Below are 13,075 nucleotides of genomic sequence, written 5' to 3' on the forward strand. Positions count from 1 at the left end.
CATTTCTGCTATTGAGATCAGGGCGAAGATCAAATTATTTAATTATTTGCTAAATAATTTGACAAGTTGGTGCGTTGCAAATCAGGGTTTTTGCCTCTTTTTTACCCAGTATTTGCCTAAAATTTATTCACTAAGTTGATATATGCACAGTCTTGGGCTGGAGTAAAGTACGCCCGCGTGGTATAATTAAAGGCTTTCGATTCAAGGTCTTAGGTTGTTTCATTCTGGGCGAAGCTTTTTGCATTTGCACAGGATGTGTTGTTTAGGTGAGCGTAATGCTCCTCCGAGTAACCCAAAACACTGGCGCTGAGACTCGGGAAGTCTGCAACAAACCAGATTTTGCTCTGCGATGCCGATCAACAGATCTGCTGGCAGCGCATTTTCTTTTTTGTGATGTGCCCACAGGCGACTTCCTCAGTACCGGATGGTTTGATTCAATGGCTAGCGCAATGAAGAAACCCGCGAAAACCCTGAAGTCCACTACGGTAACAAAAGCCGTGGCAAGCGCACCCAAAAAAGCGCCTGCCACTGCAACGAGCAAAGCGGTAAAAACCGCGGCAAGTGCTGGCACCAAGGCAAAGACGGCTGCAGCGTCTGTTGCACGGAGTACGAGTAGTAAGGCTGTGACTGTCAGTAAAACAGACAAAACAGCGGAGCAAAAAGGGGTTGCGAAAGACGTTAAAGCGCCTAAAGTGATAAAGACCTCACTGGCAGCCGAGACCGTCAAGGTGACGCAGGCAGCAAAACAGGCAACAAGTAAAGCAGTATTGAAAACGGCAACAAAAGCCAAAGACACGGATGCAGTATCCGCGTCTGCGACAAAAACGGCTGGTAAGGAAGTGAGCGGCAAGAATGCGACACCACCGGCAAAAAAAGGGAGTCAGCCAGCAGAAGCGGCCGAATCCCAGCTCAGTGGAAAAACCAGGAGTGCATCTGCAGCCCGGCCAGAACCAGTATCCGTATCATCGAAAGCTTCTGTGACAATTAACAAAACCGATTCAAAGACAGTGACTAAGCCAACCAAGAATTCAGCGAAAGCTGCACCAGAGGTGCAGGAAATCAAAACCGGTTCTGCGCCTACCGTAAGCCAGACGACCGATGCTGCGGTGCTTGCCGCGATTGACACCTCCGGCTATGTATTGCCCGGGGTGAAGGTGCCTGGCCGCCGTGGTCGCAAGCCAAAAGAATACCAGCCTGAGAATGAAGAAATCGCCGCGCTCAATGCAGTAGAGCGCGCCGAGATGAAAGCCATAGACAAGGCCAAGGCAAAAGACCGAAAGGCCAAAGAAAAGGCTTTGCTCAAAGATGCCTTCTCTTCTGATCCTGAAGCGACAGAAGAAGAACTCGAGCGCCGTCGCCAGAAACTGAAAACCCTGATCAAACTGGGTAAGGACCGTGGCTACCTGACGTTTGCAGAAATCAACGATCACTTGCCAGAAAACGTTGTTGACCCTGAAGCCATCGAAGGCATCATCGGTACCTTCAACGACATGGGCGTGGCCGTCTACGAGCAAGCCCCTGATGCTGAAACCCTGTTGTTGTCGGATAACGTCGTCACTGTCACGACCGATGATGATGAAGTTGAAGCCGCTGCTGAAGCTGCACTTTCTACGGTCGATTCTGATTTTGGTCGCACCACTGACCCTGTGCGCATGTATATGCGCGAAATGGGTTCGGTCGAGTTGCTGACGCGTGAAGGCGAAATCGTCATCGCGAAGAAAATCGAAGAAGGCCTGAAAGACATGATACAGGCGATTTCTGCCTGCCCAACCACGATTGCAGAAATCCTCGCTGCGGCGGACCGTATCGCTGCCGATGAAATCAAGATCGATGAAATCGTCGATGGCCTGGTTGATCCGAATGCGGATGAGCAGGCTGCGCCGGTAGTGGTCGCTGCTGCCGAAGAATCGTCTGAAGAAGATGAAGAGGACGAAGAGGAAGAAGAGGAAGAAGAAGACGATGATGGCGGTGCCGCTGGCGCAGCTGCTATCTCTGCTGAGCAACTCGAACAACTGAAGCGCGATGCTCTGGCAAAATTCGAAATCATTGCGACGAATTTTGACAAGATGCGCAAGTCCTACGAAAAAGAGGGCTATAACTCCAAGACTTACGTCAAGGCGCAGGAAGCGATTTCCGGGGAGCTGCTGGGCATACGCTTTACCGCAAAAGTCGTTGAAAAATTATGCGATACCTTGCGTGGTCAGGTTGATGAAGTGCGCCATGTAGAAAAACAGATACTCGAAGTGGTAGTCAATCGTTGCGGCATGCCACGTTCTCACTTCATCAAGGTTTTCCCTGGTAATGAAACCAATCTGAGCTGGGTTGAAGGCGAAGTGAATTCCGGTCATTCCTACAGTGCTGTGCTGGGCCGTAATATCCCTTCAGTGCAACAACTGCAGCAGAAACTGATAGACCTGCAATCCCGTGTCGTCCTGCCTTTGCCTGATCTGCGCAACATCAATAAAAAGATGTCTGCCGGTGAAATGAAGGCACGCAAAGCCAAGCGTGAAATGACCGAGGCCAACTTGCGTCTGGTGATTTCGATCGCCAAGAAATACACGAATCGTGGTTTGCAATTCCTGGATCTGATTCAGGAAGGCAATATCGGTTTGATGAAGGCAGTCGACAAGTTTGAATACCGTCGTGGTTATAAATTCTCGACCTATGCAACATGGTGGATACGTCAGGCCATTACCCGTTCTATCGCCGATCAGGCACGCACGATCCGTATTCCAGTGCACATGATAGAAACGATTAATAAAATGAATCGTATCTCGCGTCAGATTTTGCAAGAGACAGGTGTAGAGCCTGATCCTGCAACGCTGGCGATCAAGATGGAAATGCCGGAAGATAAAATTCGCAAGATCATGAAGATTGCGAAAGAGCCGATTTCCATGGAGACACCGATAGGCGACGATGATGATTCCCATCTGGGCGATTTCATCGAAGACAATCACACATTGGCGCCAGCCGATGCTGCCCTGCACGCATCGATGCGCAATGTAGTAAAAGACGTGCTCGACTCCTTGACGCCGCGCGAAGCAAAAGTATTGCGCATGCGTTTTGGCGTTGAAATGTCCACGGATCATACCCTCGAAGAAGTAGGTAAACAATTTGACGTGACTAGAGAACGTATTCGCCAGATAGAAGCCAAGGCTTTGCGAAAATTACGCCATCCGTCACGTTCGGATAAGCTCAAGAGCTTCCTCGAAGGTAATTAATGTTATATAATGGGTGTCGGTTTTCCGGTGCCCATTGAAATTGTTGTGCTGAAATTTGGCGCAATTTTTTGCAGGCGGCATCATCTGGCTTTACCTGCAAAACCTGAAGTATTTTTCCAAACTGGATTAACCTCAGATTAAAGCAGGCAGAGCTTGCAGAAAGAATTGGGCCCATAGCTCAGTTGGTTAGAGCAGCGGACTCATAATCCGTTGGTCGCAGGTTCAAGTCCTGCTGGGCCCACCAACTACCATGACTGATATCAAGTCCCCAGCTACATCCTCTGATGAGCAAGCTACCCCTACGGTAAAGTTTGCCGATTTTGGTCTTGCGCCAGAAATCTTGCGTGCCCTGACAGATCAGGGTTATGTGCATCCAACTCCGATTCAGGAACAGGCTATTCCAGTTGTCTTGCAAGGCCGTGACGTGATGGGCGCCGCCCAGACCGGCACAGGCAAGACTGCAGGTTTTTCACTGCCTATCATCCAGTTGTTGCTGGCACATGCAAGCAGCAGTGCTTCGCCGGCACGCCACCCTGTGCGCGCACTGATTTTGACGCCGACCAGGGAGCTGGCTGACCAGGTCGCAGAAAACGTCAAAGCTTATTCCCGTCACACGCCTTTGCGTTCTACCGTCGTATTCGGTGGCATGGACATGGCACCGCAGACGGCAATCTTGCGTAACGGCGTCGAGATTGTGATTGCTACACCTGGCCGTTTGCTCGATCACGTACAGCAAAAAACCGTCAACCTGTCGCAGGTCCAGATACTGGTCATGGATGAGGCTGACCGCATGCTGGACATGGGTTTCCTGCCTGACTTGCAGCGCATCATCAACCTGCTGCCCAAAAAGCGCCAGAACCTGATGTTCTCTGCGACGTTCTCGCAAGAGATCAAAAAACTCGCTGCCAGTTTCCTGACCAATCCGCAAACCATAGAAGTGGCACGCAGCAATGCTACTGCTGATAATGTCACGCAGATTTTGTACAAGGTATCGACGGAAGAAAAGCGTGATGCCGTCTCCTTCATCATCCGTGAACGCGGCCTGAAGCAAGTCATCGTGTTTTCCAACACCAAGATAGGTGCCTCACGCCTGGCTGTGCACCTGGTCAAGCAAGGTGTCAAAGCATCTGCAATTCACGGTGACAAGTCACAGCAAGAACGTATGGCGGCACTGGAGGCCTTCAAGCAAGGTGAGGTTGAAGTGCTGGTGGCAACTGACGTGGCCGCACGCGGCCTTGATATTGCCGAGCTGCCTTGCGTCATCAATTTTGACTTGCCGTATAACGCAGAAGACTATGTCCACCGCATAGGCCGTACTGGTCGTGCCGGTGCCAAGGGCGATGCGATTTCCCTGCACACCGATCAGGATGAGCGTCTGCTGATCGATATAGAAAAAATGATCAAGCAAAAAATCGTGCGCCTGCATCTGGCCGGTTTTGTGGCGACATCCGTACATCAGCCAGAACACCGTGCACCGCGTGAGCGTGGTGAGCAGGGCGATCGTTCTGGTCGTGACCGCGCTGACAGGTCTGACCGTGGCGAAAGAAGCGAGCGCCCAACGCGTAGCTATCAACCACCGAAAGAGAAAGTCGATCCCTGGTTCCTCAAGCCTTACGAACCAAGTTCAGGTGCGAGTTCAAGCAGCAACAATACGACAGCGTCGATGGCATCGCCATCGAGTAACAGCACACCAGCCAAGCCACAAAAGCGTGCGGCTTTGTTGGGTGGGTTTCCCAAGAGCTGATTTTTTCCCAAGACCTGATTTGGATATGGCAAAGTTGATGACTTTGCTGAATGTATATGTGATGTCGTAGGTTGGGCCGGGCGTCGCTACGCTACGTTTCACAAGCCCAACACCCGAATAATTTATACGTTTGTTGAGGCACAGTGTTGGGCTGGTGAAGCGTAGCCCAACCTACGAGGATAGGCAGACCCAGCCTACAATGCATAGCCAAGTTCAGGGCCTAGTCTGCGTCAATCATCATTTCCCCCACACCAGATTCGCTGCACACAAATCCTCGATTGCCGTCCCCACTGACTTGAACAAAGTGATCTCGGCATTGCTCTTGCGCCCCAGGTGCTTGTCGGCGCAAAGCTCGGCCAGTTCCGCAACAATCGCTGATTTTGCCAGGTTGCCATTCGCCAGGGTTTGTGTGATGTCTCCTGCCTCAGCCAGGGCGCCTGCATAAGTATCGACAAACACGGTGGCCCTGCTCATCAACTCGTCATCCACTTCACGCATATCCGGCTTGAATCCGCCTACCAGATCAAGATGTGTTCCCGCTTTGACATAGTCACTCAACACAACCGGTGTCTTGCTGGTGGTCGCGCAACAAATGATGTCGGCTTCATGGCATGCTGCTGCCAGGTCTTCCCTGACATGTACCCTTATATGTGCGGGAAATTCTGCATGTTCGCGTATTATTTTTGCGGCACTTGCTGACTTCTCAACCGATCTGCCCCAGATGCTAATGTCCGTAATCGCCCTGGTCTGGCAATGTGCAATCGCGATATGGGGTGCCAGGCTGCCGTTGCCAACCAACAGCAAATGCCGTGCATCGTGCCGGGATGCGTAGGATGATGCTAGTGCAGAAGCCGCAGCAGTGCGTCGCAAAGTCAATTCCTCACCATCCATCAAGGCCAGCGGTGCACCTGTTTTGGTATCAAATAAAACAAAGACTGCGTGCACGGTTGGTACATCTGTATTCTTTGGTGCCACCGTTACCAGCTTGACACCGAGTTGCCCTTGCGGCTGCCAGACTGGCATCAACAACAGACTGGAACTGTCTGCTTCAGACAGGCTGTGTGCATGCCGTTTCGGGGAGATTATCTCTTGCGTAAATGCCAGGCGTAAAGCAGGTATCAGTTTTGCATAGGGCAGGGCAATGCTGACTTGTTCTTTGGTGAAATAGGGGATCATGTCGTGTAATTGGAAACTTGCTATGGTTGGATGCGCAATTTTTTATTGTAAGGGCATATGTATTTTGCATTCAATGATGTAATGCCTGAACATGGCAGAAACATCATTTTTATTAAACGCCAACTCTCTTCATGCGGTTTGCCCTCTCTTGAGAAAAGCAGTGCTTGTCAATCAGGCAAAACTTTGTCCTGAGTTTTCTTTACTCCCTCTTAAAATGCACTATAGTGGCTCAGCAAGTTTGCACGCTATGCATCAAAGCCAGATATATCAGCGGCGCCATTTTGATTCAAGTCTTCTATAAGATATAATATGGAAGTATATTGAAAGCTTGGTGTCACATAATGATGTTAAGCTTAATTCACTCTTGCTTTTGCAAGCCGAGCACATGGCCGATTCCAAAGAAACGCAACAAGTACGCGAGTTTTTCATCCAGGGTATTACCAGCGATGGAAAACAATTTCGCCCCAGCGACTGGGCAGAGCGCCTGTGCGGAGCCATGTCCTGTTTCAGCCCTGATGGTGGCAGAAATTCACACTTGCAGTATTCACCTTATGTACGCCCCATCTTGTTGAATGGTGTGCGTTCTGTCGTGGTGAATGAAGCTATACGTGAAATTGAACCACTGGCTTATCATTTTGTTCTCAGTTTCGCCAAAGATAATGATTTGCAAATTATCGATGCCTGTCTGTTGCCTGATGAGCCCAAGGCTGGCAAATAAATCACATCATGCCTGATGCTGGATCAAACCAGCTTCATGTCTTGCACTTTCACACTGTCTGGTCTTGAAACGCTTCTATCACTTGCTGCCTTAACCAGCGATTGGCCGGGTCATTTTCCACATTCTGGTGCCAGTACAAATACACATCCCACGAAGGCATGGCTGCCGGTAGCGGCAATATCTGGTTGTTAAACTGCTCATTCGCGATGCGTGCATAGCCTTCCGGCATGGTCAGCAGTAAATCAGTCTGGCTGACTACCCGGCAAGCCGCAAAATAATGCTGACAGCGCAGGCGTATGCGTCTTTGCAAGCCCAGGCGGCTCAGTTCAAAGTCTTCCAGACCCATGCCTTTGCGGCGTGAACTGGCAAGTATGTGTTCTGCCTGCATATAGGTGTCCAAATCCAGCTTGCCTTGTATGACGGGGTGATCACGCCGCGCCAGAACCACGGTATTGCCTTGCACTACCTTCTGGCGGTGTATTTCATTTGGCAATGGCAATAGCATGTCAATCGCCAGATCCAGGCTGCCAGCCGCCAGTTCACTGACCAGTTCCCGTCTTTCTACCTGTATCGCTGCCAGATTGATTTGCGGTGCCTGCCGCGTGATGCTTTCCATCAACGGTGGCAGAGCCGTGGACTCCAATACATCCCGCAAAGCCAGGTTGAACTGTTTGGTGGCTAGTGCCGGGTCAAACTTGTCATTCTCGGTCAGCGTCACTTCCAGCCCGCGCAGAGCTTGTCGCACCGGTTCTATGATGCTGCGCGCCAGCGGAGTCGAGACCATCATCTGGCCCTGGCGTACAAACAAAGGGTCATTGAATAATTGCCGCAGGCGGTTCAGCGCATGGCTGATGGCTGGCTGGGTCAGGTTCAGTTGCTGGCTGGCGCGGGTCACGCTGCCTTCGGTATAGATGGCAACAAAGACGGTGAACAGGTTTAAATCGACGCGGGATAAATGCATGAGATTAATTAATCTTGATAATAACTATTCATTTGATCAATTATAGTCCCGGGCTTACACTTTGTTCATCAATTTATAAGTGATATCTCACAGAGGAAGTAATGGCAGCTTTATATCTGGTCAGGCATGGGCAGGCTTCATTCGGCAACCAGAACTATGACCAATTGTCTGAATTGGGCGAACAGCAGGCGAGGCACTTGGGCCGCTGGTGGGCGGCGCGTGATATGCAGGTGTCAAGGGTGGTAACGGGCGCGTTGAAACGGCACCAGCAGACTGCGCAAGCCTGTCTGTCCGAAATGCTGCAACAGGATGTTGATGGGCTGGATACCTCTGTCTGGCATTGCGACGCCGGTTTCAATGAATACAACCATCATGAAGTGCTGGCACGGCACGTACCCGCTTTTGATGATCCGGCAGCAGTCAAGCATTTCCTCATGAATACGCCGAATGGCAAGCAAGCCTTCCAGGATATTTTTGCCCAGGCCATCAGCCGCTGGATGTCAGGCGAACATGATGCTGAGTATGTAGAAAGCTGGAACGAATTCTGCCAGCGTTGCGTCGTTGCCATGCACAAGCAACTGGCAATTGCGGATGATGCCAAGAACATCGTCGTCTTCACTTCTGGCGGCACAATCTCTGCCTTATGCCAGCATGTACTGGGTTTTCCTGATCCACGTTTTGCTGAACTCAACTGGTCATTGGTGAATAGCGCGGTCACGCGCTTTCATTTGCAGCCAACAGCAGAAGGCGTATTGCGCCCAGCTTTGGCTTACCTGAATAATTTTTCACATCTTGAAGTATTGAACAACCCCAAAGCAATTACCTACGTTTAAAAAAACAAGAGAGACGAGAGAGATACGACATGACAACAATGTTTGATTTGACCGGCAAGGTCGCACTGGTCACCGGTGCCAGCCGTGGCATAGGTGAGGCCGTCGCCAAAACCCTGGCTGCCAATGGTGCCTATGTCATCGTGAGCAGCCGTAAGGCAGAAGCTTGTGAAGCCGTGGTGGCAGCAATTATCGCTGCCGGTGGCAAGGCAGAAGCACGTGCTTGCCATATTGGTGAAATGGCACAGATAGATGCCTTGTTTGCCGATATCACAGCCACTCATGGCAAGCTCGATATCCTGGTCAATAATGCTGCCACCAACCCGCACTTCGGACATATCACCGAGACCGATGTCAGCGCATTCCAGAAGACGGTCGATGTCAATATACGCGGCTATTTCTTCATGTCTTCAGCCGGCGCCAAGTTGATGGCAAAACATGGCGGGGGCAGCATCATCAATGTCGCTTCTGTCAACGGCGTAGTGCCTGGTGCCATGCAAGGAATTTACTCCATCACCAAGGCAGCAGTCATCGCCATGACCAAATCCTTCGCACAGGAGTGTGCGTCTATGGGCGTGCGTGTGAATGCCTTGCTGCCAGGCGCGACCGATACCAAGTTTGCCTCGGCCTTGTTCCACAATCCTGTCATTCTCGAAAGAGCCCTGACCCGCATACCCATGAAGCGCATTGCCGAACCTGACGAAATGGCGGGCACGGTCTTGTACCTGGCATCGAATGCATCCAGCTATACCACTGGTGCCTGCATCAATGTTGATGGCGGTTATCTGGTTAGTTAACACGGCAAATAACAAGGCACGATCATGAAACCTGCATACGAGGCTAGCAATCCAGATTACGCAATACAGCTTAAGAGCCTGGTGCTGGCCATGCCCATGGCTAAATGGCTGGGTATAGAGTTTTTGAAGATAGCACCGGGTGAAGTGGAACTGGAGATTGCTTATCGTGAAGAACTCAGTTTCGTGCCTGGAAAGATGCAGGCCACAGCGATATTTGCAGCCGCAGATTTTGCCGGCGTCTCTGCCGCTGGTACCCTGTTACCAGCAGGCTGGATCAACGCCAGCATTGATTGCAATTTAAAGATAGTCGCCCCTGCTGATGGTGAAAAATTGCGGGCACGTGGGCGAGTGGTTTCAAATGGAAAGTTGTTGACAGTCAGCGCCGCAGAGGTTTTCTCTGTACGCGATGGCGAAGAAGTTTTATGCGCAACAGCCTTGCTGACGGCGCGCAATATCGAACTAGAAAGAAAGTAAAGCGGACATATCCATGTCCATCTGGACCAACAAGGAAAAAGGAAACAAAATGGATTTTCAATACAGCCCCAAAGTCAAAGATTTGCAGGCACGCCTGATCGCTTTCATGGATGAGCACGTCTATCCAAATGAAAAGACTTTCTTTGGTGAGATCGCAGCCAACCGCAAGGCAGGCAATGCCTGGATACCAACCAAGGTCGTTGAACAACTGAAAGCCAAGGCACGCGATGCCGGTTTGTGGAATCTCTTCTTGCCAGAATCTGGCCATGGCGCAGGTTTGACAAATCTCGAATATGCACCGCTGTGCGAAATCATGGGCCGCGCCGTCTGGGCACCTGAGGTATTCAATTGCTCTGCACCTGATACCGGCAATATGGAAGTGTTTGCCCGTTACGGTACGCCTGAGCATCAGGAACAATGGTTGAAGCCCTTGCTGCGCGGCGAAATCCGTTCCTGCTTCGCCATGACAGAACCGGCAGTCGCCTCTTCTGACGCCACCAATATTGAATCATCGATAGTGCGTGATGGCGATGAGTACGTCATCAATGGCCGCAAATGGTGGTCGTCCGGTGCCAATGATCCACGTTGCAAAGTGTTTATCTTCATGGGTAAGAGTGATCCTGACAATGCTGACCGCCACAAGCAGCAATCCATGATCATCGTGCCGCGTGATACGCCGGGCGTAACAATTTTGCGTGCCTTGCCGGTGTTCGGTTATGACGATGCCCCACATGGTCATGGCGAAGTGTTGTTTGAGAACGTGCGTGTACCAGCATCCAATATCTTGCTGGGTGAAGGCCGTGGTTTTGAAATTGCCCAGGGGCGGCTTGGACCTGGTCGTATCCATCACTGCATGCGTCTCATCGGTCTGGCAGAACGTGCACTGGAAGACATGTGCAAACGCTCTTTGACACGTGTGGCTTTCGGCAAACGGGTGGCAGAGCAGGGCGTGACGCTGGAACGCATTGCCAACGCCCGCATCCTGATCGACCAGGCACGCTTCCTGGTCTTGAATGCCGCACAGATGATGGACACGGTAGGTAACAAGGCAGCCGCCAAAGAAATCGCCATGATCAAGGTGGCCGCACCAACCATGGCTTGCCAGGTCATCGACTGGGCGATACAGGCGCATGGTGGTGGTGGTGTGTCTGATGATTTTGGTCTGGCATATTCTTATGCACAGGCGCGCACCCTGCGCCTGGCAGATGGCCCGGATGAAGTACACAGGAATCAAATCGGCAAGATGGAGTTAAAGAAATATGCGGAGAAAAAATAATTACTTGTAGTTTCATAAGTGCGATTTACGGGTAGTTCCGGATTGGCTCTTCTTCTTTTTGAGGCAGGGCTTTTCCGACGTTAACTTCCCAGTTGGCTGACATTTTCAAATTATTCTTATAAAGAGAGACAAAAATGCGCGACTTACAACCCTGGATCAAATCTTACCCCGCAGGCGTACACTGGGACGCCGACCTGCCCATCAGCAGCGTGCCACAATTGCTACATGATGCCGTTGCCAAATGGCCAGACTTGCCCGCACTGGAATTCATGGGCAAGAAAACCAGCTATGCAGAATTGCAAAAGCTGGTAAACCAGGCCACCAAAGGCTTCCAGCAACTAGGTGTGAAGCCAGGTGTGCATGTGGGCCTTTATTTGCCGAATACACCGCATTACGTCATCAGTTTTTTTGCGATCTTGCAGGCAGGTGGCACGGTGGTGAATTATTCGCCGCTGGATGCAGAGAAAGTGCTGGAGCATAAAATTGCCGACAGCCATACCGACATGCTGGTGACGCTGGACATGGTCATGCTGTATCCGCAAATGGCCAAGATGCTGGGACATACACGCCTGCAAAAACTCATCATCGGCAATATCCCGGAAATGACACCTTATCCGGATGCCGTCAGGGCTAATCTGGACAAGGCAGGCCAGCTAAGCGCAATTCCCGATGATGCACAGCACCTGCTGTTTGCAAAACTGCTGGACAATGATGGTGACTACACACCCATCCCGGCAATCGATCCCAAAGAAGCCATCGCAACCCTGCAATACACGGGCGGCACTACTGGCCTGCCCAAGGGGGCGATGCTCACGCATGTCAACCTGACCACGGCGTGCAGCCAGATCATGGAGACCACCAATATCGAGCCGCGTGTACTGGAAGAGGGTAAGGAAAAACTGCTGGCCGTTTTACCGTTATTTCACATCTATGCATTGACAGTAGATATGCTGTTCGGCATACGCCTGGGTGCAGAAATTGTCTTGCATACCCGCTTCGATGCTGATGCCGTGGTCAAGGATCTGGCGAATAAAAAAATCACGGTATTCCCTGGTGTGCCGACAATGTACACAGCCATCATCAATCATCCGCAGATCAAGGAATATGATCTCAGTGCTTTAAAGTTTTGCAACTCCGGTGGCGCACCCTTGCCGACAGAAGTGCTACAACAATTCCAGGCGCTGACAGGCTGCACCCTGCTGGAAGGCTGGGGCATGACCGAGACTTCGCCCACCGGTACCTTCACTCCCTTGGGTGGTGTGCGCAAGGCGGGGTCCTGCGGTTTACCCACGCCTGGCATACGCTTTAAATTTGCCAGCATTGATGACCCCCGCCAGGAAGTGGCTTTGGGAGAACGCGGCGAAATCTGCGTGGCCGGTGCGAATATCATGAAAGGCTACTGGAACAAACCAGATGCGACCCGTGATGCATTTACTACTGACGGTTACTTCCGTACCGGCGATGTCGGGTACATGGATGCGGACGGGTTTGTGTATATCGTCGACCGCACCAAGGACATGATTTTGTCCGGCGGCTACAACGTCTATCCGCGCAATATAGAAGAAGCGATTTATGAACATCCGGCTGTCGCCGAAGTCAGCGTCATTGGCATCCCCGATGCATATCGTGGGCAAGCTGCCAAAGCCTTTATCAAACTCAAGACAGGTCAGATGGCTTTCAGCTTCGATGAATTGAAAGACTTCCTCAAGGACAGACTGGGCAAGCATGAAATGCCGCAAGCCATGGATATCCGTGCAGAGTTACCTAAAACCCCGGTAGGGAAATTGTCCAAAAAAGAATTGTATGAGGAAGAGGCCAAGAAGAGGGCCGCTGCCTGAGTTAGTCTGATCTACCTGATTAAACAAGTTTTTGCGCGTT

Annotated in this window: 10 protein-coding genes and 1 tRNA gene; 9 read left to right on the top strand and 2 right to left on the bottom strand. The window is 51.1% G+C overall.

What is annotated here, in order from left to right:
* Positions 1 to 449 precede the first annotated feature (449 nt).
* The 3 genes from rpoD to UNDYM_RS07170 all read left to right on the top strand — a co-directional run bounded on the left by rpoD (position 450) and on the right by UNDYM_RS07170 (position 4,965).
* The gene (gene rpoD, locus UNDYM_RS07160; RefSeq protein ID WP_232063789.1) at positions 450 to 3,221 is read left to right on the top strand and encodes an RNA polymerase sigma factor RpoD; all 2,772 of its coding nucleotides are present in this window, start codon (positions 450 to 452) and stop codon (positions 3,219 to 3,221) included.
* Positions 3,222 to 3,388: 167 nt separating this feature from the next.
* Positions 3,389 to 3,465: transfer RNA gene (locus UNDYM_RS07165), tRNA-Ile, on the top strand.
* A 6-nt stretch (positions 3,466 to 3,471) separates the two neighbouring features.
* The gene (locus UNDYM_RS07170) at positions 3,472 to 4,965 is read left to right on the top strand and encodes a DEAD/DEAH box helicase (RefSeq protein WP_162040428.1); all 1,494 of its coding nucleotides are present in this window, start codon (positions 3,472 to 3,474) and stop codon (positions 4,963 to 4,965) included.
* 237 nt (positions 4,966 to 5,202) lie between these two features.
* Here UNDYM_RS07170 and UNDYM_RS07175 read toward each other — a convergent pair whose 3' ends face one another.
* Positions 5,203 to 6,141: an ornithine cyclodeaminase family protein gene (locus tag UNDYM_RS07175; RefSeq protein WP_162040429.1), complete on the bottom strand. Its 939-nt coding sequence runs from the start codon at positions 6,139 to 6,141 to the stop codon at positions 5,203 to 5,205.
* A 385-nt stretch (positions 6,142 to 6,526) separates the two neighbouring features.
* Between UNDYM_RS07175 and UNDYM_RS07180 the strand changes: the two genes are divergently transcribed.
* A complete protein-coding gene (locus UNDYM_RS07180) occupies positions 6,527 to 6,859 on the top strand; it encodes a DUF3579 domain-containing protein (RefSeq protein WP_162040430.1) in 333 nt (110 codons plus the stop codon).
* A 49-nt stretch (positions 6,860 to 6,908) separates the two neighbouring features.
* Here the strand turns inward: UNDYM_RS07180 and UNDYM_RS07185 are convergent, their stop codons facing one another.
* The gene (locus tag UNDYM_RS07185) at positions 6,909 to 7,820 is read right to left on the bottom strand and encodes a LysR family transcriptional regulator (RefSeq protein ID WP_162040431.1); all 912 of its coding nucleotides are present in this window, start codon (positions 7,818 to 7,820) and stop codon (positions 6,909 to 6,911) included.
* 101 nt (positions 7,821 to 7,921) lie between these two features.
* Here UNDYM_RS07185 and UNDYM_RS07190 point away from each other — a divergent pair, with 101 nt between their 5' ends.
* The 5 genes from UNDYM_RS07190 (at position 7,922) to UNDYM_RS07210 (ending at position 13,035) form a co-directional block, all read left to right on the top strand.
* Positions 7,922 to 8,653, top strand: a complete 732-nt coding sequence (locus tag UNDYM_RS07190) for a histidine phosphatase family protein (protein WP_162040432.1) — start codon at positions 7,922 to 7,924, stop codon at positions 8,651 to 8,653.
* A 29-nt stretch (positions 8,654 to 8,682) separates the two neighbouring features.
* A complete protein-coding gene (locus UNDYM_RS07195) occupies positions 8,683 to 9,447 on the top strand; it encodes an SDR family oxidoreductase (RefSeq protein WP_162040433.1) in 765 nt (254 codons plus the stop codon).
* 24 nt (positions 9,448 to 9,471) lie between these two features.
* Positions 9,472 to 9,921: a PaaI family thioesterase gene (locus UNDYM_RS07200; protein WP_162040434.1), complete on the top strand. Its 450-nt coding sequence runs from the start codon at positions 9,472 to 9,474 to the stop codon at positions 9,919 to 9,921.
* A gap of 49 nt (positions 9,922 to 9,970) precedes the next feature.
* Positions 9,971 to 11,197 (top strand): acyl-CoA dehydrogenase, encoded by a 1,227-nt coding sequence (locus UNDYM_RS07205; protein ID WP_162044498.1) that lies wholly within the window; start codon positions 9,971 to 9,973, stop codon positions 11,195 to 11,197.
* 134 nt (positions 11,198 to 11,331) lie between these two features.
* On the top strand, positions 11,332 to 13,035 hold the full coding sequence (locus UNDYM_RS07210) for a long-chain fatty acid--CoA ligase (protein WP_162040435.1): 1,704 nt from the start codon (positions 11,332 to 11,334) through the stop codon (positions 13,033 to 13,035).
* Positions 13,036 to 13,075: the final 40 nt, after the last annotated feature.

The organism is Undibacterium sp. YM2 (assembly GCF_009937975.1).
In the GTDB taxonomy this organism is placed as follows: Bacteria; Pseudomonadota; Gammaproteobacteria; order Burkholderiales; family Burkholderiaceae_D; genus Undibacterium.

Excerpts from the sequence above, each read along its gene's own strand:
- rpoD (WP_232063789.1), top strand. The coding sequence starts at position 450 with ATGAAGAAACCCGCGAAAACCCTGAAGTCCACTACGGTAACAAAAGCC.
- UNDYM_RS07205 (WP_162044498.1), top strand. The coding sequence starts at position 9,971 with ATGGATTTTCAATACAGCCCCAAAGTCAAAGATTTGCAGGCACGCCTG.
- UNDYM_RS07185 (WP_162040431.1), bottom strand. The coding sequence starts at position 7,820 with ATGCATTTATCCCGCGTCGATTTAAACCTGTTCACCGTCTTTGTTGCC.
- UNDYM_RS07190 (WP_162040432.1), top strand. The coding sequence starts at position 7,922 with ATGGCAGCTTTATATCTGGTCAGGCATGGGCAGGCTTCATTCGGCAAC.
- UNDYM_RS07170 (WP_162040428.1), top strand. The coding sequence starts at position 3,472 with ATGACTGATATCAAGTCCCCAGCTACATCCTCTGATGAGCAAGCTACC.
- UNDYM_RS07180 (WP_162040430.1), top strand. The coding sequence starts at position 6,527 with ATGGCCGATTCCAAAGAAACGCAACAAGTACGCGAGTTTTTCATCCAG.
- UNDYM_RS07210 (WP_162040435.1), top strand. The coding sequence starts at position 11,332 with ATGCGCGACTTACAACCCTGGATCAAATCTTACCCCGCAGGCGTACAC.
- UNDYM_RS07195 (WP_162040433.1), top strand. The coding sequence starts at position 8,683 with ATGACAACAATGTTTGATTTGACCGGCAAGGTCGCACTGGTCACCGGT.
- UNDYM_RS07200 (WP_162040434.1), top strand. The coding sequence starts at position 9,472 with ATGAAACCTGCATACGAGGCTAGCAATCCAGATTACGCAATACAGCTT.
- UNDYM_RS07175 (WP_162040429.1), bottom strand. The coding sequence starts at position 6,141 with ATGATCCCCTATTTCACCAAAGAACAAGTCAGCATTGCCCTGCCCTAT.